This window comes from Streptomyces sp. NBC_00080 (genome assembly GCF_045041255.1).
GTDB lineage: Bacteria > Actinomycetota > Actinomycetes > Streptomycetales > Streptomycetaceae > Streptomyces > Streptomyces coriariae.
Window position 1 is genome coordinate 1,349,676 of the sequence record NZ_CP108235.1, and the last position, 25,771, is coordinate 1,375,446.

The 25,771-nt window shown below is 72.5% G+C and carries 28 protein-coding genes and 1 pseudogene; 18 read left to right on the forward strand and 11 right to left on the reverse strand.

Annotated features, from left to right (window positions below; translation table 11 throughout):
• Positions 1-139 precede the first annotated feature (139 nt).
• Together OHU34_RS06000 and OHU34_RS06005 are read left to right on the forward strand one after the other, a co-directional pair.
• Positions 140-784, forward strand: a complete 645-nt coding sequence (locus OHU34_RS06000; RefSeq protein ID WP_142267371.1) for a dihydrofolate reductase family protein — start codon at positions 140-142, stop codon at positions 782-784.
• 244 nt (positions 785-1,028) lie between these two features.
• Complete coding sequence (locus OHU34_RS06005; protein WP_405765180.1) at positions 1,029-2,396, forward strand: M1 family metallopeptidase; 1,368 nt, start codon at positions 1,029-1,031, stop codon at positions 2,394-2,396.
• Between the two features lie 71 nt (positions 2,397-2,467).
• Here the strand turns inward: OHU34_RS06005 and OHU34_RS06010 are convergent, their stop codons facing one another.
• On the reverse strand, positions 2,468-2,917 hold the full coding sequence (locus OHU34_RS06010) for an ATP-binding protein (protein ID WP_142267369.1): 450 nt from the start codon (positions 2,915-2,917) through the stop codon (positions 2,468-2,470).
• Between the two features lie 172 nt (positions 2,918-3,089).
• Here OHU34_RS06010 and OHU34_RS06015 point away from each other — a divergent pair, with 172 nt between their 5' ends.
• A complete protein-coding gene (locus tag OHU34_RS06015; RefSeq protein WP_142267368.1) occupies positions 3,090-3,458 on the forward strand; it encodes an STAS domain-containing protein in 369 nt (122 codons plus the stop codon).
• 70 nt (positions 3,459-3,528) lie between these two features.
• Positions 3,529-4,017 carry a nuclear transport factor 2 family protein gene (locus OHU34_RS06020; RefSeq protein WP_230194001.1) on the forward strand — a complete coding sequence of 163 codons (489 nt, stop codon included), beginning with the start codon at positions 3,529-3,531 and terminating at the stop codon, positions 4,015-4,017.
• Positions 4,018-4,050: 33 nt separating this feature from the next.
• Here the strand turns inward: OHU34_RS06020 and OHU34_RS06025 are convergent, their stop codons facing one another.
• On the reverse strand, positions 4,051-4,320 hold the full coding sequence (locus OHU34_RS06025; protein ID WP_142267366.1) for a hypothetical protein: 270 nt from the start codon (positions 4,318-4,320) through the stop codon (positions 4,051-4,053).
• A 191-nt stretch (positions 4,321-4,511) separates the two neighbouring features.
• Here OHU34_RS06025 and OHU34_RS06030 point away from each other — a divergent pair.
• The 3 genes and pseudogenes from OHU34_RS06030 to OHU34_RS06040 all read left to right on the forward strand — a co-directional run.
• Positions 4,512-5,225, forward strand: a pseudogene (locus OHU34_RS06030) (5-methyltetrahydropteroyltriglutamate--homocysteine S-methyltransferase); the annotation flags it as partial.
• A gap of 280 nt (positions 5,226-5,505) precedes the next feature.
• Complete coding sequence (locus OHU34_RS06035) at positions 5,506-5,685, forward strand: hypothetical protein (protein WP_230194003.1); 180 nt, start codon at positions 5,506-5,508, stop codon at positions 5,683-5,685.
• Positions 5,686-5,802: 117 nt separating this feature from the next.
• Complete coding sequence (locus tag OHU34_RS06040) at positions 5,803-6,369, forward strand: universal stress protein (protein ID WP_405765186.1); 567 nt, start codon at positions 5,803-5,805, stop codon at positions 6,367-6,369.
• A 41-nt stretch (positions 6,370-6,410) separates the two neighbouring features.
• Here OHU34_RS06040 and OHU34_RS06045 read toward each other — a convergent pair whose 3' ends face one another.
• Positions 6,411-7,265, reverse strand: coding sequence for a helix-turn-helix transcriptional regulator (locus OHU34_RS06045; protein ID WP_405772160.1), 855 nt, complete (start codon positions 7,263-7,265; stop codon positions 6,411-6,413).
• 115 nt (positions 7,266-7,380) lie between these two features.
• On the opposite strand from OHU34_RS06045, the gene OHU34_RS06050 reads away from it, so the two are divergent.
• On the forward strand, positions 7,381-9,327 hold the full coding sequence (locus OHU34_RS06050; RefSeq protein WP_405765189.1) for a glycoside hydrolase family 9 protein: 1,947 nt from the start codon (positions 7,381-7,383) through the stop codon (positions 9,325-9,327).
• A gap of 52 nt (positions 9,328-9,379) precedes the next feature.
• A complete protein-coding gene (locus OHU34_RS06055) occupies positions 9,380-9,727 on the forward strand; it encodes a hypothetical protein (protein WP_405765191.1) in 348 nt (115 codons plus the stop codon).
• 67 nt (positions 9,728-9,794) lie between these two features.
• On the opposite strand, the gene OHU34_RS06060 is transcribed toward OHU34_RS06055, so the two are convergent.
• Positions 9,795-11,186 (reverse strand): amidohydrolase family protein, encoded by a 1,392-nt coding sequence (locus OHU34_RS06060; RefSeq protein ID WP_405765194.1) that lies wholly within the window; start codon positions 11,184-11,186, stop codon positions 9,795-9,797.
• Positions 11,187-11,490: 304 nt separating this feature from the next.
• Between OHU34_RS06060 and OHU34_RS06065 the strand changes: the two genes are divergently transcribed.
• The 4 genes from OHU34_RS06065 to OHU34_RS06080 all read left to right on the forward strand — a co-directional run bounded on the left by OHU34_RS06065 (position 11,491) and on the right by OHU34_RS06080 (position 13,245).
• Complete coding sequence (locus OHU34_RS06065; protein ID WP_405765197.1) at positions 11,491-11,775, forward strand: Atu4866 domain-containing protein; 285 nt, start codon at positions 11,491-11,493, stop codon at positions 11,773-11,775.
• Between the two features lie 88 nt (positions 11,776-11,863).
• Positions 11,864-12,346: a MarR family winged helix-turn-helix transcriptional regulator gene (locus OHU34_RS06070; protein ID WP_405765199.1), complete on the forward strand. Its 483-nt coding sequence runs from the start codon at positions 11,864-11,866 to the stop codon at positions 12,344-12,346.
• Between the two features lie 2 nt (positions 12,347-12,348).
• Positions 12,349-12,801 (forward strand): MarR family transcriptional regulator, encoded by a 453-nt coding sequence (locus OHU34_RS06075; protein ID WP_142267360.1) that lies wholly within the window; start codon positions 12,349-12,351, stop codon positions 12,799-12,801.
• A gap of 72 nt (positions 12,802-12,873) precedes the next feature.
• Positions 12,874-13,245: a tetratricopeptide repeat protein gene (locus tag OHU34_RS06080; RefSeq protein WP_405765202.1), complete on the forward strand. Its 372-nt coding sequence runs from the start codon at positions 12,874-12,876 to the stop codon at positions 13,243-13,245.
• A 65-nt stretch (positions 13,246-13,310) separates the two neighbouring features.
• Here the strand turns inward: OHU34_RS06080 and OHU34_RS06085 are convergent, their stop codons facing one another.
• Positions 13,311-14,738 carry a PepSY domain-containing protein gene (locus OHU34_RS06085; protein ID WP_142267358.1) on the reverse strand — a complete coding sequence of 476 codons (1,428 nt, stop codon included), beginning with the start codon at positions 14,736-14,738 and terminating at the stop codon, positions 13,311-13,313.
• A 160-nt stretch (positions 14,739-14,898) separates the two neighbouring features.
• Between OHU34_RS06085 and OHU34_RS06090 the strand changes: the two genes are divergently transcribed.
• On the forward strand, positions 14,899-15,543 hold the full coding sequence (locus tag OHU34_RS06090) for a peptide deformylase (protein ID WP_230194007.1): 645 nt from the start codon (positions 14,899-14,901) through the stop codon (positions 15,541-15,543).
• 26 nt (positions 15,544-15,569) lie between these two features.
• Here the strand turns inward: OHU34_RS06090 and OHU34_RS06095 are convergent, their stop codons facing one another.
• Entirely contained in the window at positions 15,570-16,988 is a 1,419-nt protein-coding gene (locus tag OHU34_RS06095) for a dihydrolipoyl dehydrogenase family protein (RefSeq protein ID WP_405765206.1), read from the reverse strand.
• A 143-nt stretch (positions 16,989-17,131) separates the two neighbouring features.
• Between OHU34_RS06095 and trxA the strand changes: the two genes are divergently transcribed.
• Complete coding sequence (gene trxA / locus OHU34_RS06100) at positions 17,132-17,536, forward strand: thioredoxin (RefSeq protein ID WP_142267355.1); 405 nt, start codon at positions 17,132-17,134, stop codon at positions 17,534-17,536.
• A 48-nt stretch (positions 17,537-17,584) separates the two neighbouring features.
• On the opposite strand, the gene OHU34_RS06105 is transcribed toward trxA, so the two are convergent.
• The 3 genes from OHU34_RS06105 to OHU34_RS06115 are packed head-to-tail and all read right to left on the reverse strand — an operon-like array spanning position 17,585 to position 21,314.
• Positions 17,585-19,021: an aldehyde dehydrogenase family protein gene (locus tag OHU34_RS06105; protein WP_142267354.1), complete on the reverse strand. Its 1,437-nt coding sequence runs from the start codon at positions 19,019-19,021 to the stop codon at positions 17,585-17,587.
• Positions 19,022-19,060: 39 nt separating this feature from the next.
• Positions 19,061-20,239: a 4-hydroxybenzoate 3-monooxygenase gene (locus tag OHU34_RS06110; RefSeq protein ID WP_405765210.1), complete on the reverse strand. Its 1,179-nt coding sequence runs from the start codon at positions 20,237-20,239 to the stop codon at positions 19,061-19,063.
• A gap of 25 nt (positions 20,240-20,264) precedes the next feature.
• A complete protein-coding gene (locus OHU34_RS06115) occupies positions 20,265-21,314 on the reverse strand; it encodes a LacI family DNA-binding transcriptional regulator (RefSeq protein ID WP_200839878.1) in 1,050 nt (349 codons plus the stop codon).
• A 116-nt stretch (positions 21,315-21,430) separates the two neighbouring features.
• Between OHU34_RS06115 and OHU34_RS06120 the strand changes: the two genes are divergently transcribed.
• Both OHU34_RS06120 and OHU34_RS06125 read left to right on the forward strand, forming a co-directional pair.
• Complete coding sequence (locus OHU34_RS06120) at positions 21,431-22,102, forward strand: TetR/AcrR family transcriptional regulator C-terminal domain-containing protein (RefSeq protein ID WP_142267351.1); 672 nt, start codon at positions 21,431-21,433, stop codon at positions 22,100-22,102.
• On the forward strand, positions 22,099-23,250 hold the full coding sequence (locus OHU34_RS06125) for an FAD-dependent oxidoreductase (protein ID WP_405765214.1): 1,152 nt from the start codon (positions 22,099-22,101) through the stop codon (positions 23,248-23,250). Before OHU34_RS06120 ends, OHU34_RS06125 begins: the two co-directional genes overlap by 4 nt.
• Here OHU34_RS06125 and OHU34_RS06130 read toward each other — a convergent pair.
• Positions 23,234-23,935, reverse strand: coding sequence for a TetR/AcrR family transcriptional regulator (locus OHU34_RS06130; protein ID WP_142267349.1), 702 nt, complete (start codon positions 23,933-23,935; stop codon positions 23,234-23,236). The two genes, OHU34_RS06125 and OHU34_RS06130, sit on opposite strands and share 17 nt — an antisense overlap.
• A 100-nt stretch (positions 23,936-24,035) precedes the next feature.
• Here OHU34_RS06130 and OHU34_RS06135 point away from each other — a divergent pair, with 100 nt between their 5' ends.
• The gene (locus OHU34_RS06135; protein WP_142267348.1) at positions 24,036-24,599 is read left to right on the forward strand and encodes an NAD(P)H-dependent oxidoreductase; all 564 of its coding nucleotides are present in this window, start codon (positions 24,036-24,038) and stop codon (positions 24,597-24,599) included.
• 105 nt (positions 24,600-24,704) lie between these two features.
• On the opposite strand, the gene OHU34_RS06140 is transcribed toward OHU34_RS06135, so the two are convergent.
• Entirely contained in the window at positions 24,705-25,586 is an 882-nt protein-coding gene (locus OHU34_RS06140) for an LLM class F420-dependent oxidoreductase (RefSeq protein WP_142267347.1), read from the reverse strand.
• Positions 25,587-25,771: the final 185 nt, after the last annotated feature.

The following is a 25,771-nucleotide window of genomic DNA, read 5'->3' on the forward strand; positions in this document are numbered from 1 at the left end:
CCGGTGGGAAGGCGGCCGGTGATCTATCGTGAGTCGGGAGTGCCGAGACGCGTACGCATCGGTCGTCGTCGCGGCGATGAGTCCGCCGGCGCCCACCGGTCTACCTCCCCACCGAGTCGATCCCACCGGGAGACCAGACATGGGCCTCATCCACATCGAACTGTTCGCGACCCTCGACCTCGTCGGGCAGGCGCCCGGCGGTCCCGAGGAGGACCCGGCGGGGTTCCCGTTCGGCGGCTGGCAGGCGCCCCTGCTGGACGAGGTCGCCGGGGCGCAGGTCATGGCCGCTTACGAGGGGACGGACGCCCTCCTGCTCGGCCGGCGGACGTACGACATCTTCGCCGCCTACTGGCCGCACCAGGAGGGCGGCGAGGACAACGAGATCGCCACGCTCTTCAACAGGGTCCCGAAGTACGTGGCCTCCCGGGGCAGGCCCGACCTCGCGTGGGCCGGGTCGACCCAGCTCGGGCCGGATCTGGCCGGCGCGGTGCGCGAGATCCGGGACAGGCACGAGCACGTGAAGGTCGTCGGGAGCCTGAACCTCGTGCAGACCCTCCTGCGCGAGCAGCTATTCGACCGTCTCGACCTCTGGGTGCACCCGATCGTGCTCGGCGTCGGGAAGAAGGTGTTCGACGGTGGCGCGGTGCCCACGAACGTCACCCTCCTCGAACCGCCGGCAGCGGGCCCGAAGGGCACCGTGTACCTGCGCTACGGGCTCGCCGAAGGCACACCCGGGACGGGCGACATGAGCGCACCCGATCGCGGCGCGGGGCGCGGCGACTGAGCGCGTCCCGCGGCCGGGCGGGCCCGGGTCGTCGGCGAGGCGGAGTCCGCTACGAGATGGCCCGGAGTCGTCCGTGGGACCGTTGGCGGAGTTGTTCGACGGCCTGCACCGTCGCGTCGTCCGCGGGAAGGAAGACGACGAGTTCGAGGAGTGGTCCCGGCGGCAGGTCCGGCCGACTCGGCGCCACAGTCGGGGTGTTGTGGCAGTATCGGCTGGCATGTCGCCGTTGGCCGTGTGGGCGCCCATGCCCGTTCGTCGTCTGTTCGTCGTGCTGCTCGTGCTGCTCTCGGCGGCCGGCGCCGGTGTGCGTGAGGCCGGCGCGGCAGCCGGGCCGGGGGTGCCCAGTGCAGCGGCGACGCCCGATCGCGCGCGCTACGACGTGACTCTGCGCTCCGACGCCGACGGCGGCCACTGGACCGGCCGGCAGCGGGTGTCGTTCCGTAACGCGTCCGACCGGCCGCTGCGTGAGGTGTACCTGCGGCTGTGGGGCAACGGCGAGGACACGTGCGGCACACCCGGCGCGCCCTCCCCCGTCGTCGTGTCGAACGTGGCGGGAGGCACCCCGGGGCGTCCCGCCGTGGAGTGCACGGCCCTGCGCATCGCCCTGCCGAAGCCGCTCGCGCGCGGCGCGCGGACGGCCGTCGCCTTCGATGTCTCCGTCACGGTGCCCGAGCGCAATGCCCGCTTCGGCCGTGAAGGCGCCTACCGCTTTCTCGGCAACGCGTTGCCGGTGCTCGCCGTCCACGACACGAAGGGGTGGCACCTCGACCCGTACGTGGCGCTCGGTGAGAGTTTCTACGCCCTGACGAGCGACTTCCGCGTCCGTCTCGACCACCCGTCGGCCCTGAAGGTGCCCACGACCGGTCACACCCGCACCCTCCCCGGCGGACCCGGCCGTACGGTCACCCTCGGTGTCGCGGACCGGGTGCGGGACTTCGCGTGGGCCGCGGGCCCGTTCCGCACGGCGGCGCAGACCACACCCGGGGGCGTGCGCGTGAAGTCGTACTGGGCGGCCGACACCCCCACCGCGGGAGTGCGCCTCACCCGCGCGGACGCCGTCGCCGCGATCGACCGGTTCGGCCGGGAGTTCGGCCGCTATCCGTACGGCGAGATCGACCTCGTGATGACCCCCGGGTTCGGCGGCGGCATGGAGTACCCCGGCCTCGTCCTCCTCGGTACCACCGAGGAGGGCGGCGCCGTCGTCCACGAACTGGCGCACCAGTGGTGGTACGGCATCGTCGGCAACGACGAGTACACCTCACCGTGGCTGGACGAGAGCTTCGCCCAGTACGCCAACGCCCGTTTCTACGGCTGGGAGACCGACGACTGCTGGTCCGACGTCTACTGGCCCGACGACGACGCCGAGCTGACCGCCTCCATGGCCTACTGGTCGCAACACCGCGGCACGTACCACCTCGTCTACACGGCCGGGCCCTGCGCCCTGGCCGACCTGGAACGCGTCCTCGGCGCCGACACCATGGCCCGGCTCCTGGAGCAGTACGCCCGGGACCACTGGTACGGCGTCTCCACCACCGCCGACTTCAAGAAGGCCGCCCAGTCCGTGACGGACGAGGACCTGCGCCCCTTCTGGGAGATCCACCGCATCCGGTGACGGTACAACGACCGCCGGGCAGAGGTGTCTTGCCACCGCGCCCGGTGCGGGTGGCGCCGGTGCGGGGCGGGTCAGCGGGGACCGTCGAGGGCGATCCGGGCGGTGATGCGTTTGCCGACCGGTTCCTGCTCGACGAAGAGGTCTTCCGTCACGGCCTTGACGATCTCCAGGCCGTGCTGGCCGATCCGGCCGGGATCGCTCGCCCGGGCTGTGGGCACCGTGGGGTCGCTGTCCCACACGACGACTTCCACCGCGTGGGCCGTGAGGCGCAGTTCCATCAGCACGGGGCCGGGGGCGTACTTGCGGGCGTTGGTGACCAGCTCGCTCACCACCAGCTGCGTCAGGTCGCGCGCGCGGGCGGGATCGGGCAGGCGATGGTGGTCATGGGCCTGGTCGAGGAAGTCGACGGCATGGTGGCGGGCGTCCGCGATGCTGCCGTCGTCCGCGCCCAGGGAGTAGCCGACGCGCATCAGGTGGCCGTCCAGCCCGGTAGAGCCGTCGCCTCCGGCGTGGGATTCCACGTGTCCTCGCCCTCACTCCCCCGGTCACGTGCGCCGGTACCCGCGATCGCGCCATGCATGCCACGGGATGCCGCTCGGCACAGCCGCCCGGGTGCGTCCCGCCGCGGTGGTGGGGCAGAATCCTCCGCGCACGCCCTCACCCGGGGCCAGCCTAAACGCAGTCGAGGAGACGGTGACCGACATCGGGAAAGCGGACCGGCCGAAGAGCCTGTCCGTCGAACAGCGCGTGGTCGACGGCGTCCGTGTCGTGACCATGCGGGGCGAGATCGACCACGACGTCAAGGACGTCCTCGGTGAAGCCCTGCTCGGCGCGGACGGAGCGGTGCCGCCCCCGCGGATCGTGGCAGACCTCGGTGGCGTGACCTTCATGGACTCCAGGGGCATCAACGTCGTCCTCGCCGCCCACCGGCAGGTGAGCGGCGCGCAGGGCTGGTTGCGCATCGCCGCGGCGCAGGAGCCCGTCCTGCAGGTCCTGCGACTGGTCGGCGTCGACGCCCTCCTCTCCTGTCACACCACCACCGAGCAGGCCCTGAACCCCTGAGGCCGATGTGCTCCGACCCGAGGTGCTCCGGCCTTGACCTCAAGTGCGGTCGAGGGCCGACGCTTCGGCTATGACCACTACGACCACGCAGACGGATCACATCGAGATCAGCATGCTCGTCAGCCGATTCTTCCGAGCGCTGGACGAGCGGAAGTTCGAGGGCGACTGGGCCCGTGACTATGTCACCGACGACGTCCGGACGACGACCCCGATCGGCGCGGCCGACGGCGCCGAAGCGATGGCACACGCCAGGGAGGCACTCGAGAGGTACGCCCGCACCCAGCACATCGCCTCCGACGTCCTGGTCGACGTCGAACCGGCCTCGGGGAGGGCCACGGCGTCCTGGAACGCGTTGATGACGCACGTTCACCACGACACCACTCTTCGGCAGCGCGGCGAGGACGCCGACCCTCTCTTCACGGTGGGCGGCTACTGGGAGGCCGAACTGCGGCGCGAGCGCGAGGGCTGGCGCATCAGCCGCATGTCCGTCCAGGCGTTGTGGACCACAGGTCGGCCGCCCGAGCCGGCCCCGGAGATCCGGCCGGCTCCGGTTGTGTGACGCGTCGCCGCGATCGGCCCGTGGTGCGCGCGGCTACTGCTCCGTGGGCGTGGACCCGGGCCGGAAGGCATCAGCGAGGACCGCGTACCTGGTGGCGGTCTCCAGGTGCTCGTCATTGCGGCGACGCAGGTGTTCGTACGAGGCGAGCCAGTACCGGGCCTGACGCAGACAGTGGGCCCTGACCTGCTCGTCGTTCATGCCGTGGATCTCGAGCCCGGCCAACGGCGGGACGATGTGCGCCGGTTCGGGCTGCCCGGCCGGCTCGGATTCGGGACTGCGGTTCCAGGGACGGTCCTTGGACATGGTCATCCTCGCTGCGTGGACGGGCGGGAAGCGCGAGTGCGGCGTTTCCCGCCCTCGGCGCGTTCCAGCATGCCGAACGCGTGCTCCACCTCACCATCCGAATGGCCGAGGTGATCCACCACGCCGGAGGACCGCCCCGTAGGCTGGCCGGTGCCGTTGGTTCGCCCCGTCCGCCAGGCGGGATGCGTCGCATCCTGGCCGGCGACATCTCCCGCCCCGAACCGATGACCGTGCGCTGGACGACGTACGCCCGGTCCCTCACCGACCGCCCGGTCAAGGGCATGCTCACCGGCCCCGTCACCATGCTGGCCTGGTCCTTCGTCCGCGACGACCAGCCCCTCGGCGACACCGCCCGCCAGGTCGCCCTCGCCCTGCGCGACGAGGTCGACGACCTGGAGGCGGCCGGGACCTCGGTGATCCAGGTGGACGAACCCGCGCTGCGCGAGACCCTGCCGCTGCGGGCCGTCGACCGCCCGGCCTACCTGGCCTGGGCCACGGAGGCGTTCCGGCTCAGCACCGGCGGAGCGCGTCCGGACACGCAGATCCACACCCACATGTGCTACGCCGAGTTCGGCGACGTCGTCCAGGCCATCGACGACCTCGACGCCGACGTCATCAGCCTCGAAGCCCCCCGCTCGCACATGCAGGTGGCCCGCGAACTCGCCGCGCACGGCTACCCGCGTGAGGCCGGGCCGGGTGTCTACGACATCCACTCCCCCCGCGTCCCGAGCGCCGAGGAGGCCGCCGAGCTGCTCCGTACCGGGCTCAGGGCCATTCCCGCCGAGCGTCTCTGGGTCAACCCCGACTGCGGCCTGAAGACCCGCGGCTGGCCCGAGACCCGGGCCTCGCTGGTGAACCTGGTCGCCGCCGCCCGCGCCGTGCGTGAGCAACTCTCCGCGTCCTGACGGCAGGCCGAGCCGCCGAGCGGCCGGGGGAGGAAGCAGTCGCCGTCCTCCCCCGGCCCCCGGCCCTCGGCATCCGCATCCGCATCGGCATCGGCATCGGCATCGGCATCGGCATCGGCATCGGCATCGGAGACAGCATCGGCGGGGCGAAAGCCCTCGAACGGCGAGGAACGGACGGCTTGTTCACACGGCGCTCGGTATCCCCAGCACGAGAACGGACAGCGCGGTATCGATTCGCGACCTCCTCGCACGAGGTGGCCGGTCCTGCTCGTTCGAATTAATGCCGCCCCGCAGCGCGGCGGCCGAAGCCGGACTCTGGACCGCGATCCGGGGGCCGCCGTCATCGAACTCGGGCGCGCGCGGCGGGGCCGACTACATCCGCACCCACGATGTCGCCGCCCTCCGCGACGCGCTCACCGTTTTCGAAGCCCTGGAACCGGCCAAGGAGGGTGGGTGGTGACGTAGGGAAGGAGAGTACGGGCTGTTCGGAGCCTTGCAGGGTAGGTGGGGTGGAAGCGGTTTTGCGGAAGGTCGCCGCCCGGAGGGACCGGCCGGCGCACGCAGAACGGAGGAAGCGATGTCCGAGTTCCGCCCGTCCTCGGCCGGCCGTGTCGTCGTGGGGGTGAGCGGCTCACTGGGCAGTCTCACCGCCCTGGTCCGGGCCGCCGACGAGGCGCGGCGCCGGGGAGCCGAGCTCTGGCCGGTGCTGGCCTGGGAGCCGCCGGGCGGGGAGCTCGCCGCCCGCAGGACGACGGCCGCGGCCGTTCTGGTCGAGGACTGGGAACGGCTGGCGCGTGAGCGGCTGCGCGGTGCCCTGCGTGAGGTGTTCGACGGTGACGGCCACGGGTTGCGTACACGCCCCCTCATCGCGCGCGGCACCCCGGGTCCGGCGCTGGTCGGTACCGCCGACCGGGAGGGCGACCTCCTCGTGGTCGGCGCCGGACGGCGTGGCCTGCTGCACCGTGCGCTGTGGCCGTCCACCAGCCGCTACTGCCTCGCCCGTGCCGGATGCCCGGTCCTGGCGGTGCCGCCGTCACCTCTCGAGGCCACCCTCGCGGCTGCGCGGCGCCGGAACGCGTGGCGGCTGCGACTGGACACCAGGCATGTGGCGAGGGAGTTCGACACCGTGCCGCCCGACGCCTGAGGCGACGGATTCGGTGAGCGCCTCCCTCATGAAGGCCGCCGTTACTGCTCGTTGACGGCGCGGACGGCCGCGGGCACGGCTGCCTGGGTCTGTTCCGGCCGGGTGGCCAGGGACCTCAGCGTCTCGAAGGCGGCCGCCGTCGGGCCGGCCGGTTCGGCCTGGTAGACCACCAGTTGCTGGTGCGGGGCCCCGTTGACGGTGAAAGCCGCGAATTCGATGAACAGGTCCCCGACCTGGGGGTGTTTGAGCTGCTTGCATTCCTGGGACTTGCTCTTGACCTCGTGCAGCCGCCAGATCGCGGCGAACTCGTGGCTCTGTGCGGACAGTTCCGCCACGACTTCGGCGATACGGGCCGACGCGGGGTCGTGGCCGTGGGCGGCCCTGATCTCGGCGACACAGGAGTGGGCGGCTCGCTCCCATTCCTGGTAGAAATCGCGTCCTGCCGGGTCGACGAACACCATCCGGGCGAGGTTGTCGAACCGGTCGAACCCGCTGTGCAGCGCCGTGGCGAGGGAGTTGGCCGCCATGATGTCGAGGGCCGGGCCGACGACGAAGGCCGGAGTGTGCTCCCATCCGTCCATCAGCCGCAGCAGCTGCCCGCTGACGTCCGTCTCGCCCCGGTCGCGCGGGCGTTGCGAGGCGGTGAGACAGAGGCGGTTGAGATGGTCGGTGGCTTCCGCGTCCAGTTTCAGCGCCTGCGCCACGGCATCGAGGACCTGTGGCGACGGGCTGTTCTCGCGCCCCTGTTCCAGCCTGATGTAGTAGTCGGAGCTGACGCCGGCGAGCAGCGCGACTTCCTCTCTGCGCAGTCCCGGCACCCTGCGTCGCCCGTATGCCGGAAGACCGACGTCGTGTGGCTTCAAGGCTTCTCGGCGGGCTCTGAGGAAGTCACCCAAAGGCGTCCCATTGGTCACACGCAAAGACTAGACGGCTTGCTGCCCAGCCTCGGGGCGTGGGGTTCGCGACGGCCCCCGCGCGGAGCGTGGCCGTCGCGGATCTCAAGATGGGCGCATGAACACTCTGCGCAAGCCCCGGCTGTTGGTCGGAACCGCCGCGGGACTCGGCACCCTGCTCCTCGCCGCGACCGTGCACGGCCTGCCCTTCGGCGACGACAACGGGCCTGCCTCGACCGAGGTGGCCATCCGGGTCGACCAGGTCGGCTATGTACGAGGCGAGGCGAAGCAGGCCTACGTCATTGGGCCCTCGGCGGCCCTCGCCGGAGCGCGCTTCAAGGTCGTCGACGCCGAGAACGACGTCGTCACGGCGGGGCGGCTCGGTGCCTCCACCGGCCGCTGGAACGCCAAGTACCCGTCGGTGCGTACCGTCGACCTCACCACGCTCGACACCCCCGGCACCTACCGCATCGTCCTGACCGGCACCGCGGCCGGCCGCTCGCCCGCATTCCGGATCGCCGGTGCCCGCGAGCTGATGACCCCGCTCGTCCGGGACAACGTCCGCTTCCTGCAGGCACAGCGCGACGGATCCGACGTGCTTCCCGGCGCCCTGCGGCGCGGCCCTTCGCATCTGGCCGACCAGGACGCGACCGTCTACGCCGACCCGGACTACGACGAGGAGGGGGACGAGCTGCTCGACGAGCAGCTGACCCCGACCGGCGACCGGGTCGATGTCTCGGGCGGCTGGTTCGACGCGGGGGACTTCCTCAAGTTCACCGGCACCACCTCCTACTCGGTCGCCGAACTCCTGCTGGCCCAGCGCGGCTTGCCGGGCCTGACCGAGCTGTCCGCCGAGGCCTCGCACGGGCTGGCCTGGCTGGACAGGATGTGGGACGAGGAGAGCGAGACCCTCTACGCACAGGTCGGCATCGGCGCGGGCAACGACGCCGTACTGACGGACCACGACGTGTGGCGGCTGCCGGAGGCCGACGACCGACTCGACGCGTCCCCCGGCGACCCGGACTACACGATCAAGCACCGGCCGGTCTTCCGCGCGGCCGCACCGGGCGAGCCGATCAGCCCCAACCTGGCGGGACGGGTGGCCGCGGCCTTCGCCCTCGCCGCACAGCGCGCCGCCGCCACGGAGCCGGAGGAGGCGCAGGACTGGCTGGACAAGGCGGCCGCCGTCTACGACCTGGCCGACACCGGCCACGAGCCCGACGAGCAGCTCGTCACCGCATTCCCGGGCGCCTTCTATCCCGAGGACTCATGGCAGGACGACATGGAGTTCGGCGGCGCGGAGCTGGCCCTGGCGGCACGGGAACTCGGGGACGACCGGGAGGGCGACTGGGCCGATGCCGCCGCCGGATGGGCCGGGGACTATCTCGACTCCGACGTCAAGGGCACTCTCAACGTCGCGGACGTCAGCGCCCTGGCCCACGTCGACCTGGCCACGGTCCTGGACGGCACCCGGACGAACGGCATCGGGGCCGAGGAGCTGTACGCGGACCTGCGCCGCCAGTTGGACGACGGTGTCGCCCGCGCCGGGCACGACCCGTTCGGCGCCGGCGCCGTCTACGACGACTTCGACGCCGTACCGCACACCTTCGGGCTGGTGGCCACCGCCCGCCTGTACGCCAAGGCCACCGGGGACACCCGCTACGCGGCCTTCGCCGGCCGGCAGCGAGGCTGGGCCCTCGGTGCCAACGCCTGGGGAACCAGCTTCGTGATCGGTGCCGGTGAGGTCTACCCGCACTGCCCGGAACACCAGCTCGCCAACCTCCGGGGCAGCCGTGACGGAACGGGCGCCATTCTGCGGGGCGCCGTGGTCAACGGCCCCAACGCCGCGGCGCGGCTCAGGGAGTTGAACGGCTTCCCGACCATGAAGAAGTGCACGGCCGCCCCGCCGACCGGCGCCTGGACCGACTTCGACGGGAAGGGCGCACGGTACGTCGACGACGTGGGCGCCTGGCAGACGGTGGAGCCCGCACTGGACTTCACCACGACGGCGCTCCTGGCCTTCGCCCTGACCGCACAGGGCGGCAGCGAACAACCGAGCCTCTGAGACTCCTCAAGTCGCTTGGCACGCACGGATCATGGCCGTCAGGCTGTCGCCCATGACAGGAATCACGGGACTGAGCAAGAAGAACAACTTCGTGCTGGCGATCCGGGACGCGGACCTGATCGCGGGGGCTCTGCGGCGGGCGCTGGCCGAGGCCTCGCCGCAGGAGCGCCCGGGCCTGGAACGCGCCGCCGCACTCGTCGAGTCCACCGCCGCCGCCACCGAAACCCAGCTGCGTGCCCGCTGGGTCCGCTCCCGGCTGGCCGCCGTCGGTTTCACGGGCGACATCGCCTCGGTCGCGGCGGTGAAGGCGCTGCGCCAGGCCGAACGGAAGCTGAGCCTGCTGGCGGCGGTGCAACTGCAGAGGGAGGCAGTGGCAGACGCAGCGGCCCATCCGGAGTGAACCGGGGGTGATCCGGGTGATCCGGCACGCCGCGATCGACCACCGTCACGGCCACTCCTGTCTCTCCTCAGACGGCCGGGGTGTTCAGCACGTACTCGCGCGAGGCGTGCACCTCGCCGCGCAGGGCGGCCAGGTCGACGTCGAGAACGTGTCCGTCCCACTTGCGGGGCTCGCCGTTGACGAGGACGGCGCTGATGTTGCGGGCGTCGGAGCCCAGCACGATCGTGCCGATCGGGTCGTTGAGCGGCATGTTGTTGAGGTCCTCGGCCTGGATGACCAGCAGGTCGGCCTTCTTGCCGGGGGTGAGGGAGCCGGTGACGGCGGCCAGGCCGTTGGTACGGGCACCCTGGAGGGTGGCGAAGTCGAGGACGTCGTGGGTGGTGATGCGGGAGGGCTGCCGGTCGGTGCCGTGAGCGGCGTTGACGGCCCGCATCCGCTGGATGGCGTGCAGGGCCCGCATCTGCGTGAACATGTCGCTGGCGAGGGCGACTTCGACGTCGATGCTCAGTCCGGGGCGGATGCCGACGGACAGGGCCTCGTCGACGGCGGGGACGGCGGTCTCCAGGCCGATCTGCGCGTCGGAGGTCGGGGCGAGGGCCACGGTGGTGCCGGTCTCCCCCATCGCCTTCCACGCCTCGGGAGTCAGTCCGGTGGAGTGGATGAGGGTGACGGCGGGGCCGAGAACACCGTCCTCGGCCCACCGCAGGACCGCCTCGGAGGAGGACGTGCCGAAGACGGCGTCCACGCTCACTCCGATTCCCAATTCGGCGGCGGCACGGGAGAGTTCGGGGCCGTAGGCGAGCGCCGGTCCGGCGATCTCGTCGGTGGCCAGGGCCGCCAGGCGCAGCGTGAGCAACTGGTCGTCGCTGCTGAAGTACCGGTCCTTGAGGCGGGTCAGGTCGCCGGGCCACTGCCGGTCCCACTGCCCGAAGTGCGGGCCCATGGAGGCGTGCACACCGCGGATTCCGGTGTCCAGGAGGGCCTCGACGGCGGCGTCGGAGTGCTCGCGGGTGCGGGAGTTGTGGGAGAAGTCGAGCATGGTCGTGATGCCGCTGTCGATCGCGGTCAGGGCGGCCAACCGGGTGCCGATGTACATGTCCTCGGGCCGGTAGACCGTGGCGTAGCCGGCCAGGGTGGCCATGACGTAGCCGCCGAGGTCGTCGACGTCCGGCATGATCCTGCGCAGCTGGGCCTCCCAGGCGTGCCGGTGGGTGTCGACGAAGCCGGGGGCGAGGAGTGTGCCGGTGGCGTCGACGACCACGGCGTCGCCCGCGGCGAGATCGCGTCCGACGGCGGTGATCGTGTCGCCCTCGACGAGCAGGTCACCGCCGTCGACGACACCGAGGTCGGGGTCCATGGTGACGACGGTCGCGCCCGTGAACAGGATGCGCCGCCGGTCGGCCGGCCTGCGCCGGAGCTCTTCGAGCACGGCGGCGCTGGTGGTGTCGTGCACGTTCATGAGAGGTCTTCCTTCCGTACGGCGGAGTCGGCCCAGGTGGCCGCCCGACCAACAGGTTCGTGGCGCGGGGGAACCGGAACCAGGCCGCACTGTCCCTGGGTGTCGGACACCCAGGGTTCGTCCCGTCGCGTACGACGGAGGGGCCTGGGGAGGCCCCGGACGACGCCCTGACGGCGCCCGCGCCGTCGCCGTACCCCCGGGAAGGCCCCGTCGCCCGCGATGCTGGGTGTGCGGCACCCAGGAAGCTGTCACCTGGGGAGACGGCGGCCTGGTTGGCATCGGCAGCCGGGGTGATCGTGGAGCCGTGACCAGCAACGACACGCCCCGCGACCCGCACCTGTACGTCGGGATGTGGGTGACCGCGGACGGCTTCATCCGCCAGGAACGGCTGCCGAACGGCCGCTACGACGAGGCCCGCGGCAACCGCCGCAGCGCCTACACCGGCAGCTACACCGTCACCGGCAGCCACATCGACTACGCCGACGACACCGGCTTCACCGCCACCGGCGACGTCCGCGACGGCGTTCTCTTCCACGAGCACCTGGTCCTCCACCGCGAGGACGAAGCGCACACCCGGCAGCGAGCCTGACGACCACGGGCCGGGCCACGGCTCCGCGCCGACCGAATCCGAGCAGATTAAGTAGCCATGGACATAGTAGCCATGTACTCTATTGTGCATGAGTGAGCGCAAGGGTCCCGAAGGGGCGACGCCCGGTTTTCTGGTGTGGCGGCTGTCGACGAAGTGGCGCGTGGCCGTGGACCGGGCGGTGGCCCCGCTCGGTCTGACCCACGCCCAGTACTCGCTGGTCGCCTCGCTCTACGGCATGCAGCGCGCCGGGGAACGGCCCAGCCAGCGCCGGCTCGCCGACCACACCGGCCTCGAGCCGCTCTACGTCTCCAAGCTGGCGCGCGCCCTGGAGTCCGCCGGCCTCGTCGAGCGCACCCGGGATCCCCGCGACCCGCGCGCCGTACAGCTCGCTCTGACCGAGCGGGGCCAGGACGTGACACAGCGGGCCGTCAGGGTGGTCCAGGGGCTGCTGGAACAGCTGCTGGAACCGCTCGGCGGCCTGAAGAGCCCGCGAACGCGCGCGTTCACCGGCGAACTGGCCCTTCTGCTCGACGTACCGCTCGACCTCACCGACGAGAGAACGCAGGAGTGACGATGACCGACACCGCACCGCCCGTCGGCGGCCGCACCATAGGGCTGGCCCACTACGCGGGCCGCGCCGTCCTGGAGCGCGTCCTGGCACGGCACGGCGCCACCTTCCAGCAGCAGATCACCCTGCGGGCGGCCGTCACCGCCGCCGGACCGCTGGCACGCGGCGCGCTCGTCGAGCAGGTGACCGGCGCACTCAAGACCGAAGCGGCGGACGCACACGCCACCGTCGACGGGCTGCTCGCCGCAGGGCTGCTGGCGGCCGACGGCCTTCTGATCCGGCCCACGGACGCCGGGCGCGAACTGTTCGCCGTCGTCGGCGCCGAGACGGGCGAGATCTCGGCCCGGATCTATGCCGGGATCCCTCCGGAGGATCTGGCGACCACCGGCCGCGTCCTGGCCCGCGTCACCGAGCGGGCCGAGGCGGAGCTGGCGGAGCTGACACGCGCGGCCCGGTAGCGCAGTGCACCCCCTCCGGGTAGTGGAATATTCAATCACCACGCCCGGTTGTCGGCCTCGAAGGAGGCACGAGTGGACACCACATACGAGACGACCGACAACACCGCCTACTACGCCCACGGAACGCCGGCCGAGCGGTGGGAGCGGGCGCGGCTGTTCTTCGCCGCGAAGGAATACGCCGCCGCCGCGCGGGTGCTGGCCGGGCTGGTCGAGGAGGTGCCGGAGCAGACCGGACCGCGGCTGCTGCTGGCCCGTTCCTACTACCACTCGGCCCAACTTCTCCGCGCCGAGACCCAGTTGCGGCTGATCGTCGAGCGGGACCCGGTGGAGCAGTACGCCCGGCTGATGCTGGGCCGGACCCTGGAGCGCCAGGGGCGGCACGCCGAGGCGGGACCGCACCTGCGGCTCGCCTCGGCGCTGGCCGGGGAGTTCCCCGAAACCTGAGCCCGCAACAGCGAGCGGCCCGGCGGTGGCTTCCACCGCCGGGCCGCCGCCGTGCACGGGCCCGCTCAGACAGCCGCCCGCCGCCCCCGCCGGTGCGCGATCTCGCCGAGGACGACGTCCACGACCAGGAAGGCGACGAGCGGGATGCCGAGGAGCGGCACGAAGTAGGCGATCACGGCGACCGTCGCCATCAGCGGGACGAGGACGTACGGCGGGACCTGCGCCCAGGCACCGCGCGGGACGGGCCGGCCGAAGGCGGACCCGCGGCCGCGCTGCCACCACATGCGGTAGCCCCACACGATCAACAGGATCAGGGACCCCGCGAGAGCCATCAGCGCGAGCTGGTTGGCCAGACCGAACAGGACGCCGGTGTGCAGGTCGATGCCCCAGCGGGTCAGCTTGGCGAGCAGCGGGTGGTCGTCGAACCGCAGCACGTCGGTGACCTCGCCGGTGGCCGGGTCGATCGCCACCGCGTCCTGCTTCTCGGGCCAGCTGCGCTGCACCTGCTTGACCACGAACGCGGAGGAGGCGTCCGCGGGCGGGACGATCTCGACCGGGTCGCCCAGCCCCTCGGCCCGCGCCGCGGCCAGAACCCTGTCGAGGCCGACGCCGTGCTCGGCGTCCCCGCCCGCGCCGGAGGCCGTGTCGTGACCGGCGTGGTCGCCGCCGCTCGCGGCCGCCGAGACCGACGGGGTCGCCTGGCCGAGCGAGGTGCGCAGGACGTCGATGTTGGCGCCCGCGTAGGTGGACCAGGTCAGTCCGGTCGCGGACAGGAAGATGAAGCCGGCGGCGGCCCACACGCCGACGGTGCCGTGCAGACCCAGCGTCCGGCGCCGTCCGGTGGTGCCGCGGACCTTGCGCAGGGCGCGCCGCCGGGAGAACCAGAGCACCAGACCGCCGCCCGCGATCACCCACAGCCAGCTGGCGGCGAGTTCGCTGTAGAGGCGGCCGTTCTCGCCGAGGTGCAGATCGCGGTGGAACTCGTCGATCCAGGTGCGCAACGGCAGCGCGCCGGTGGAGCCGTACTGCTCCAGCGCGCCGCGTACCTTGCCCGTGTACGGGTCGACGAACACGGCGAGGGTGTGGGTGGCATCGACGCCCTCGACGCCGGACAGCATCACCCGGGTCGTGGCGTCGTCCTCCGGCGAGGGGCGGACGGCCGAAACCGTACCCTCGGGGTAGGCCTTGCGGGCGGCGTCCACCTGCTCGGATATCGGCAGCGACGCGTCGCCGACCGGCACGGTCAACTCGTGGGAGTACACGAGCTTCTCGGCCTGGAACGCGGCGGCGTACAGGAACCCGGTGGCGGCGGCGACCAGCAGGAACGGCGCCACGAACACGCCGGCGTAGAAGTGCAGACGCAATATCAGCGGGCGCAGCGGGGCCCACGGGCCGCGGGACTTCGGCGCGGGGGCCCCGGCTTGCGGGGCCTCGTCCGATCCCCCGGCTCGAGCGGAGCCGGGGGTGGGGGAGGTCGAGGGAGCGGTGGACATCGTGGCGCTTCTCCGGGGGCAGGAGGAGTGGGTCGGGGACAGCGGCCCGGGGGACGCTTTTCAGCCGTGACGCACCAGTAGTCGGTGGCGGACGGCGCCGAGTTCCCGCCACTTCGAGTGACGCGCGTCACATGCCATGCGGCCGTGGCATGCTGGCCCGATGGCATCTCCCAGTCCTCGCGCACCCCTTGCCGATCGGATCGAGGAACTCCTCGCTCCCGGCGGCCCGTTGCCCATCGTCGCGGCCGGAGACCCGGTCCTGCGGACGGGCACGACGCGCTACGAGGGCCAGCTCGACCCCGCCCTGCTGGCCCGCTTCGTCGAGGCCCTGCGGGTCACCATGCACGCGGCGCCGGGCGTCGGCCTCGCCGCCCCGCAGGTCGGTGTGGAACTGCGGATCGCCGTCATCGAGGACCCGGCACCGGTGCCCGAGGAGGTGCGGCTGGCCCGCGGCCGGGTGCCGCAGCCGTTCCGGGTCCTGGTCAACCCCTCCTACGAGCCGGTCGGTTCGGCCCGTGCCGCCTTCTTCGAGGGCTGCCTGAGCGTGCCGGGCTACCAGGCGGTGGTGGCCCGGCACGCCGAGGTGCGGCTCACGGGCGCCGACGAGCACGGCCGGCCGCTGGACGAGGTGTTCGCCGGCTGGCCCGCCCGTATCGTCCAGCACGAGACGGACCACCTCGACGGCCTGCTCTACCTCGACCGGGCCGAACCGCGCTCCCTCGCGGCCAACGAGGCCGTGCTCGACCGCTGGACGCAGCCGACGGCGGACCTGGCCGCGAGGGCGCTGGGGTTCGAACTCCCCTGAGCGGCGGGCCCGTCGGCCGGGTGCGCTCAGTTGTCCCGGTAGGCCTCCAGCAGCCGCAGCCACACCTCGCTGAGCGTCGGGTAGGACGGGACGGCGTGCCACAGCCGGGCGAGCGGGACCTGCCCGGCGACCGCGATCGTCGCCGAGTGGATCAGCTCGCCGACACCGGGACCGACGAAGGTGACGCCGCGCAGGATCTCCCGCTCCAGGTCGACGACCATCCGGGCGCGGCCCTTGTAGCCCTCGGCGTACAGACCGGCTCCGGCCACGGACGACATGTCGACGTCGACGGCCCGTACCCGGTGTCCGGCCTGTTCCGCCTCGGCGAGCGAGAGGCCGACGGCGGCCGCCTCCGGGTCGGTGAAGACGACCTGGGGGACGGACTCGTGGTCGGCCGTGGCGGCGTGGGCGCTCCACGGGTCGCTCTCCGGCAGGTCGGTACCGGCCGCGCGGGCGGCGATGGCGGCGCCCGCGATCCGGGCCTGGTACTTGCCCTGGTGGGTGAGGAGGGCCCGGTGGTTGACGTCGCCCACCCCGTAGAGCCAGTCGGTGCCGGTGACGCGCAGACTGTCGTCGACGGTGAGCCAGGAGCCGGGCGCCAGGCCGACCGTGTCCAGGCCGATGTCCTCGGTGCGCGGGGCGCGGCCGACGGCGAAGAGGATCTCGTCGGCCTCGATGCGCTCGCCGGTGTCGGTGACGACCACGACGGTGCCGTCGGAGCGGGTCACCGACGCCACCGAGGTGCCCGTGCGCACGTCCGCGCCGGCCTCGGTGAGCGCCTCGGCGACCAGTTCGCCCGCGAACGGCTCCATCCGGTCGAGCAGGCCCTTGCCCCGCACGAGGAGCGTGACCTGTGAGCCGAGCGCCTGCCAGGCGGTGGCCATCTCGGTGGCGACGACTCCCCCGCCGACCACGACGAGCCGGCCGGGCGCCGACTGGGCGCTGGTCGCCTCCCGGCTCGTCCAGGGCCTGACCTCGGCGAGGCCCGGCAGGTCGGGCAGCGCCGCGCGGGTACCGGTGGCGACGACGACCGCGTGGCGGGCCGTGAGCACCTTGTCCCCCACCGTCACCGTGCGCGGGCCGGTCAGTCTCCCGTGGCCGCGGTAGAGGTCCGCGCCGATGCTCTTGATCCAGTCGACCTGGCCGTCGTCCGTCCAGTCGCCGGTGAACCAGTTGCGGCGGGCGAGGACCGCCGCCGCGTCCAGGGGGCCTTGCACCGCGTCGCGCAGGCCGGGCAGTCTGCGTGCGTCCGCGCGGGCGATCACCGGGCGCAGCAGGGCCTTGCTGGGCATGCAGGCCCAGTACGAGCACTCGCCGCCGACCAGTTCACTCTCCACGACCGCGGTGGTGAGGCCGGCCGCACGGGTGCGGTCGGCGACGTTCTCCCCCACGGGCCCGGCTCCGAGCACAACCACGTCGTACAGGTTGGTTTCCGTTTCCGTCATGGGGTCAGTCTGGTGGGTGGTGTGCGGGGTGGCCACACGGGTAGGGGCGCGGAATACGCGTCGGGCCGGCCGTGTTGTGGCGGACGGCTTCACCCCATGTCAGGAGACCCCTGGCAGGAAGCACCGGGAAGAGGAATCACGCCATGAGCAGCACCGTGGAGCTCACCAAGGAGAACTTCGACCAGACGGTCACCGACAACGACTTCGTCCTGATCGACTTCTGGGCGTCCTGGTGCGGCCCGTGCCGTCAGTTCGCCCCGGTCTACGACAAGGCCGCGCAGGAGAACCCGGACCTGGTGTTCGGCAAGGTGGACACCGAGGCGCAGCCGGAGCTGGCCGCGGCCTTCGGTATCCAGTCCATCCCGACGCTGATGATCGTGCGGGACCGGGTCGCCGTGTTCGCGCAGCCGGGCGCCCTGCCCGAGGCCGCCCTCACGGACGTCATCGGACAGGCGCGCGAGCTGGACATGGACGAGGTCCGCAAGTCGATCGAGGAAGAGCAGGCGAAGGCCGGGGCCGACGGCTCCCCGGCCGCTCAGGGCGAGTAGGCCCGGGAGTCCCCCGAATCCCGGGAACCCCGGGAACCCCGGGAACCCCTAGAAGGGGTACGGCGCCACGTCCGCGCGGACCGTCGTCCAGCGGACGTCGGTGAAGGCCTCGAGGTTGGCCTCGCCGCCGAAGCGGGCGCCGGTGCCGGAGGCGGCGACCCCGCCGAAGGGGGCGACGGCCTCGTCGTTCACCGTCTGGTCGTTGATGTGCACGATGCCGGTCGGGATCCGTTCGGCGAGGTCCAGACCGCGGGCGGCGTCCCGGGTGACGATGCCGAGCGAGAGGCCGTAGGAGCTGCGCGCGGCCAGGGCCGCCGCTTCGTCCGTGGTGCCGAAGGAGCGGACGGGGGCCACCGGGCCGAAGACCTCCTCCGCGTAGGCGGGGGTGTCCTCGTCGACGCCCGCGAGGACGGTCGGCCGGTAGAAGAGGTCCTCGTGCCTGCCGCCCGCGGCGAGCTTCGCGCCGGCCGCGGTGCTGGCCTCCACCAGGCCGTGCACCTTGGTGAGCTGGCCGCCGTCGATGAGCGGGCCGAGGTGGACCTGCGCGCGGTGCGGGTCGCCGACGGCGAGGGCGTCGGCCTTCGCCGCGAGGCGCTCCACGTACTCCTCGTAGAGGGAGGTGTGCACCAGGTGGCGGCCGGTGGTCATGCAGATCTGGCCCTGGTGGAAGAAGGAGCCCCAGGCCGCGGTGGAGATCACCGCGTCCAGGTCGGCGTCCTCCAGCACGATCAGGGCGGAGTTGCCGCCGAGCTCCAGGTGGGCCCGCTTGAGGTGGCGGCCGGCGGCCTCGCCGACCGCCCGGCCGGCCCCGGTGGATCCGGTGAAGGAGATCACCGGCACCTGCGGGTCGGCCACCAGGGCCGCGCCGGTTTCGGCGCCGCCCGGGAGGATGTGCAGGAGGTTCTCGGGAAGGCCCGCCTCCGCGAAGACCGCGGCCAGGGCCAGTCCGCCGCACACCGCCGTCCGCGGGTCCGGCTTGAGGACGACGGCGTTGCCGAGCGCGAGGGCCGGCGCGACGGACCGGATCGACAGGATGAGCGGGGCGTTGAACGGGGAGATCACGCCCACGACTCCGACGGGCACCCGCCGGGTGTACGACAGCCGGGGCGCCTCGCTGGGCAGGACCTGTCCGGCCGGGCGGGAGGCGAGTGCGGCGGCCTCGTAGCACTCCTGGGCGGCGACATGCAGCTCGAAGTCGGCCTTGCCCGGGATGGATCCGGACTCGCGGACGATCCACTCGCGCAGTTCGTCGGCGTGGGCGGTGAACAGGTCACCGGCCTTGCGCAGCACACCGGCGCGCACGAAGTGGGGCAGCCGGGCCCACTCGGTCTGCGCGGCCCGGGCGGCCTCGGCGGCCGGACCGACGTCCACGGCGCCCGCCAGGTCGACGGTGCCCAGCGGGTCGCCGGTGGCGGGCTCGGTGACGGTGTACCGGGGGCCCGACAAGGTGCGGGACTGCCAGTTCTTGGGGTCGAGCAGCGGCATGAAGGCTCTCCGATCGGTGACCCGCGGGACTCGCGGCTCTCACGAGGTGAGGGGAAGTCCCGTGTAGTTGGCCGCCAGTTCGGCGGCGGCGTGGCGGGATGCGGTGATCCGGCGCAGCCGGGCGAGCTGCAGCCGATGGTCGAACGCATCTCCATCTGGTTGAGCGTGCAACATCCTAGTCATGTCGTCGGAAAAGCGGGTCGCCTGCCACACACGTCGCAGACAAAGATCCGAGTACCCGTCCAGCAGCCTCGTGGACCCGGTGTCGCGCAGTTCGGCGAAGGCCCGCGCGAGCAGCCGTACGTCCGATACGGCCAGGTTGAGCCCCTTGGCACCGGTCGGCGGGACGATGTGGGCCGCGTCCCCGGCGAGCAGGAGCCGGCCGTGGCGCATCGGCTCGTGGACGAGACTGCGCATCGGCGTCACGGACCTGCTGATGATCGGGCCGGGGCGCAGCGTCCAGTCGGCGTCGACGGCGAAGCGGGCGGCGAGTTCGTCCCAGATCCGGTCGTCGGGCCACTCCCGCAGTTCGGTTCCGTTGGGGACCTGGAGGTAGAGCCGGGAGATGCGCGGCGAACGCATGCTGTGCAGGGCGAAGCCGCGTTCGTGGCGTGCGTAGATCAATTCCGCGCAGGAGGGCGGCACTTCGGCGAGGACGCCGAGCCACGAGTAGGGGTAGTCGTGCGTGTACGTCCGGCCCGCGGTCGCCGGGAAGGCCTCGCGGGCGACGCCGTGCGAGCCGTCGCAGCCGACCACCCAGTCGCAGGAGAGGGTCTGTTCGCGGCCCTCGTACTGGAACCGCACGACGGGCGACCCGCTCAGCGGCTTCTCCACGGCCAGCGCCGCCGCCCCGAACAACAGGGGCGGACCGTCGGCGAGTTGAAGCGCGACGAGATCCTTCACGATCTCCGTCTGGGCGTAGATCGTGACCGTGCGGCCGCCGGTGAGCACGGGGAAGTCGAGATGGTGGCGTTCACGGTCGAAACGCAGCTCGATGCCGTGGTGCACCAGGCCCTCGGCGTCGAGCCGGTCGGCGGCGCCCGCCGCGCGCAGGGCGTCGACCGTGCCCTGCTCCAGCATTCCGGCACGCTGGCGCCGCTCCACGTACTGCCTGGCCCTGCTCTCCAGGACCACGCAGTCGACTCCCGCGCGGTGCAGCAGCCGGGCGAGCAGCAGTCCCGCGGGGCCGCCGCCGATGATGCCGACCGTCGCACGCATGGCACGCCTCCCCTGAGACCGTAGTTCAGCTGGAGTCGCGCTGCACCACGGTGGCTCCGAACGGTTCGTGCGCCTCGGGGGCGGCCGCGGGGCTGCGCACCGCCCGGTCGACCAGCGAGGCGAGATCGCGGCCGGACGGCAGCGCGATCCGCACGGTGCTGAGCCTGGGCCGCACCAGCCGGCCGAGCATCAGATCGTCGGCACCGATGACGGCGACGTCCTCGGGGACGCGCACACCCGCGTCCTGAAGGGCGCGCATCAGCAGCATCGCGTACTCGTCGTTGTGGGCGAAGACGGCATCGAGGCCGAGGGCGGGCCAGCGGGCGGCGAGGGCGGCCGCGGACTCCTCCGTGTAGGCCAGGGACAGCTCGGTGACGGTGGCGTCCGTGCCGTGCAGCGCCTCACGGGAGCCGGCCAGGCGGGGCGCGGAGAACATCTCCATGCCGCGCTCGGCCGGGACGACCACCCCGATCCGGCGGCGGCCACGGGCGTACAGGTGCGCGGCGGCGCTGCGGCCGACGTCGGCATGGTCCAGAAGCAGCGCGCGGGCGCCCTCGACCGCCTCGGGACCGAGGGTCACCACGGCCCGGGCGCCGGACCTCTTCAGTACGGCGACCCCCTCCGGGCCGACGCCGGGGCTCGGCACCAGGACGGCGACGGGCCGCAGTTCGGCCCAGGCCCGGGCCGCGTCGTCACCGCGCAGACCGGTGGCGCCGTACTGGACGACGGTGTAGTCGAGGCGGCTCAGCGCCCCCTGGAAGTCGTGCACGAACTGGGAGTAGAGGGGGCCGGCCGGGACGGGCAGGGTGGGCATCAGGACCATGCGGCTGTGGCCGGCCCGCAGGGTACGGGCGGCCGCGTGCGGCACGTACCCGAGTTCCTTGGCGGCCTCGTGCACGCGGCGGCGGGTGGGCTCGCTGATGCGTACGGCGCTGGCGTTGTTCAGGACGTAGGAGACGGTCGCGCGCGAGACGCCGGCCAGGCGGGCCACGTCGGCGCTCGTGGGCACGGGGCGCGGCACCGGCGACTTCGTCGGCGCGGGCGTGTTCTGTATCTGCACCATGACGTACGGCATCTTGGCAGAAGCTGTGAGCGACCTTCCGGGCGGGGGACACCGAAATCCGATGAGGCGTCAACGAACATGTTCGTGACGTACTTGTTCGCAACGAACATGTTCGGTACGGTGAAGACATGACAGCACGCCCCGACACCCCGCGCAGCCGCCGCGAACGCCCGGCCAAGCCCGCTCTGACCAGGGAGGGCATCGTGGCCGCCGCCCTCGCGGTGCTGCGCGCCGAAGGCCTGCGGAAGCTGACCATGCGGCGCCTGGCACAGGAGCTCGACACCGGCCCGGCCTCCCTGTACGTCTACGTCCGCAACACGGCGGAGCTGCACGCGGCCGTGCTCGACGAACTGCTGGGCACGGCCCTGCCCGCCCCGGCCGCGGGGAGCTGGCGCGAGCGGCTGGAGGGCGTGCTCGCCTCGTACACCGCGATGCTGTTCGCCTATCCCGACCTCGCCCGCTCCGCGATCACCGCCCGGCCCAGCGGCCCGCACTACCTCAACCTGATCGAGACCCTGCTGGCCCTGCTCGACGAGGGCGGGGTACCGCCCACGCAGGCCGCGTGGGGCGTCGACCTGCTGCTCCAGCACGCCACCGCGACGGCCGCCGAGCACACGGACGAGGCCTCCCCGCAGGACTGGGACGCCCTGGTGCACGCGGTGCGCGAGGCGTCGGAGCGGACCCATCCGCACATCGCCGGCCTCGCCGGACCGCTGCTCTCGGGATCGCCCGGATCCCGCCTCTCCTGGGGACTCCAGGCACTGATCAGCGGCATCGAGCGGACCGCCGTACCCGAATGACGACGACCACAGGAGGAACCGTGCACCACCCCATAGCCATCATCGGCGCCGGACTCGGCGGCCTCACCCTCGCCCGTGTACTGCACGTGCACGGCATCGAGGCGACCGTCCTCGACCTGGACGCCTCGCCCGGCGCCCGCACCCAGGGCGGCATGCTCGACATCCATCCGGACTCCGGCCAGGAGGCGCTGCGCGCCGCCGGACTGCACGAGAAGTTCCGCGCGCTCGTCCTGCCCGGCGGCCAGGCCACCCGGGTCCTCGACAAGGACGCGGTGGTCCGCTTCGAGGGGGCCGACGACGGGACCGGCGAGCGCCCCGAGGTCGACCGGGGCGCCCTGCGCGACCTGCTGCTGAACGCGTTGCCCGAGGGAACGGTCCACTGGGGCGCGAAGGTCACCGGCGCACGTCCGCTGGGCCACGGGAGGCACGAGGTGCGTCTCGAGGACGGCTCCGCCTTCACCACGGACCTGCTGGTCGGCGCCGACGGAGCCTGGTCACGGATCCGGCCGCTGCTCTCCGACGCCCGGCCCGCGTACACGGGCGTGTCGTTCGTCGAGACGGACCTGCTGGAGGCGGACGCACGCCATCCGGTGAGCGCCGGCGTGGTCGGCGGCGGGTTCCTCCTCGCGCTCGGCGCCGGCAAGGGCTTCCTCGCGCACCGCGAACCCGACGGGAGCCTGCACGTCTACACCGCCCTGCGGGTCGGCGAGGACTGGGCGGACCGCGTCGACTTCGGCGACGCCGAGGCGGCCAAGGGGCACGTCCTGGAGCACTTCGCGGACTGGGACAAGAGCCTGCGGGCACTGGTCGCCGACGCCGACGGACCACTGGTGCCGCGCCTGATCCACGCCCTGCCGGTCGGCCACCGCTGGGCCCGCATCCCCGGCGTCACCCTGCTCGGCGACGCCGCCCACCTGATGTCGCCGTTCGCGGGCGAGGGCGCCAACCTCGCGATGCTGGACGGCGCCGAACTGGGCCTGGCCCTGGCCGCGCACCCGGGCGAGCGCGAGGCCGCGCTGGCCGCCTACGAGGAGAAGCTGTTCCCGCGCGGCGAGGCTGCCGCGGCCGCCTCCGCCCACAGCAGCGTGGCCCTGTTCGCCGAGGACGCCCCGCGGGCCGTCGTCGACCTCTTCACCGCGGCGCCCTGACCGGCGCCCCGCTCGGCACCCCGCCGGCCACCCGGTCGACCAGTTCGCTCCAGCCCGCCTCCAGGCGCGCCGCCGGCATGCCGCACTGGCGGGTGAGGTGGTGGACGAGGACCGGGCTGAGGTAGCCCATCAGCGTGTGGGCCAGCAGTTCGGCGTCCGCGTCGGGCAGGGCCTGGCGCAGCAGCAGTACCAGGTGGCTGTGGTGGACACGGCGCGGCGGCACCGAGTACCGGCGGTCCGGTCCGGGCTCGGCCGCCAGCTGGAGGTCCAGTTCGTCCACGGCCCGCCTGAGCATGGCGACGCCGAACGCCCGCAGTCGCTCCACGGGCTCCGCGCCCGGTCCCAGCGGCGGGGGGCCGCTGAGGAAGGCGGCCTGGAAGTTGCGCTCCGAGTGGTCCAGGAGCGCGGTCAGCAGCCCGGTGCGGTCGCCGAAACGCCGGAACACCGTGCCCTTGCCCACGTTCGCCGCGCTCGCCACCGCCTCCATCGTGACCCCGGCCGCGCCGTGCTCGGCGATCAGCCGGGCGGCGGCGTCCAGCAGCCTGGCCCGGTTGCGGGCCGCGTCGGCGCGCAGACACGGCTCGTCCTCGGCCGACCCCAGGTGCAGCAGCTCGGGCTCGGTCAGGCTCTCCTCGGGCTCCGGACAGGGAGGCAGAACGGCGGACATGAACTCAGCGTAAAGCATCGGGAATGAAACTGGACCGCGGTCCGGTTAGGATGCTAGAACATTAAACGGACCCCGGTCCGTATTCGTAACGGCCATGTTTCAGCCTCTGGGAGTACCCATGTCTGTCCGCATCCTCGCGCTCGTCGGCAGCCTTCGCGCCGGTTCGACCAACCGCCAGCTCGCCGAGGCGGCCGTCAAGGTCGCTCCCGAGGGCGCCACCGTCGACCTCTTCGAGGGCCTGGCCGAGATTCCCTTCTACAACGAGGACCTCGACGTCGAGGGCGCCGTCCCGGCCGCCGCCGCCAAGCTGCGTGCGGCCGCCCAGGCCGCCGATGCCTTCCTGCTCTTCTCCCCCGAGTACAACGGCACCATCCCGGCCGTCCTGAAGAACGCCATCGACTGGCTGTCCCGCCCGTACGGCGCCGGCGCCTTCGGCGGCAAGCCCGTCGCCGTGGTCGGTACCGCGTTCGGCCAGTTCGGTGGCGTGTGGGCGCAGGACGAGGCCCGCAAGGCCGTGGGCATCGCCGGCGGCAAGGTCATCGAGGACCTCAAGCTCTCCATCCCGGGCTCGCTGACCCGCTTCGCCGAGACCCACCCGGTGGACGACGCCGAGGTCGCCGCCCAGCTGACCGAGGTCGTGGCCCGTCTGCACGGCCACGCGGGCGAGGTCGCGGCCGCCTGACCGACGGCAACCTGACACAGCAGGACGCGAGGACACAGGGGTCCGGAACTCTTTCCGGGCCCCTTTCCCCGTACGCGGCTCCCGCACCCCGCGCCCCCGGTCCGGTCAGTCCAGCTCGGCCAGCCGCACCACGGCCGGTGCCACGAAACGCTCGATCCAGCCGGCCGTCTCGCCCAGGCGCGGCGCGAGGATCACCGTGTCGATACCGAGCTTCGAGTAGCCGGTGAGGTCACGCAGAAGGCCGTCCAGATCACCCTCGTCGGCGGCGTCGCCGGAGTAGGTGATCGTCTTCAGGACGGTGTCGTAGTCGCGCCGCTCCGCCTCGCAGTGCCCGCGCAGGACGTCCAGCTTGTGCCGGACCTCCTCCGGGGTCGAGACGAACAGATTGCACGCGTCCGCGTACCGGGCGACCAGCCGCAGCGTCTTGCGCTCGCCTCCGCCGCCGATCAGGATCTCCGGGCGCGGCGAGCTGACCGGCGCGGGCACGCACAGGGTCTCGGCCAGCCGGTAGTGCTCGCCCTCGAACGGCCCGTTGTCCTCCGGGTCCCACATCCGCAGGCAGATGCGCAGGGTCTCCTCCAGCCGCTCGAACCGCTCCGCCGTCGACGGGAACGCCACCCCGAGCCCCTCGTGCTCACGGTCGTACCAGGCCGCCCCGATACCCAGCGAGGCCCGTCCGCCGGACAGCACGTCGAGCGTGGTGACGATCTTGGCGAGCAGTCCGGGATGCCGGTAGGTCACACCGGTGACCAGGGTGCCGAGTCTGACCGTGGAGGTGTGGGCCGCGAGGAACGCCAGCGTCGTGTAGGCCTCCAGCATCGGGGCCTCGGCGCCGCCGTTGAACTCCATCTGGAAGTAGTGGTCCATCACCGACAGCCGGCTCACCCCGGCCGCCTCAGCGGCGGCACCGGCCGCGGCCAGCTCGGCGCCCAGCGCGGGCGCGCCTCCCGCCTCGCCGAACCGATTGATGTGCACGCCCACACGCATGTCCGTCTCCGATCGTCCGGTCCCGCGGTCTTCTCGCCGTTCACCGGCCCCGGTGACGCTAGACCTTGAAGCGCTCTCGAAGTCAAGGGAGACCGGCCGGACCCGGCCCCCGCGTCTTCGTCCGGTCATCCGGTCGGCGAATCTCGTTCAAGCCGAAGACCGCCTGCCGTCGCGTCTGATAGGGC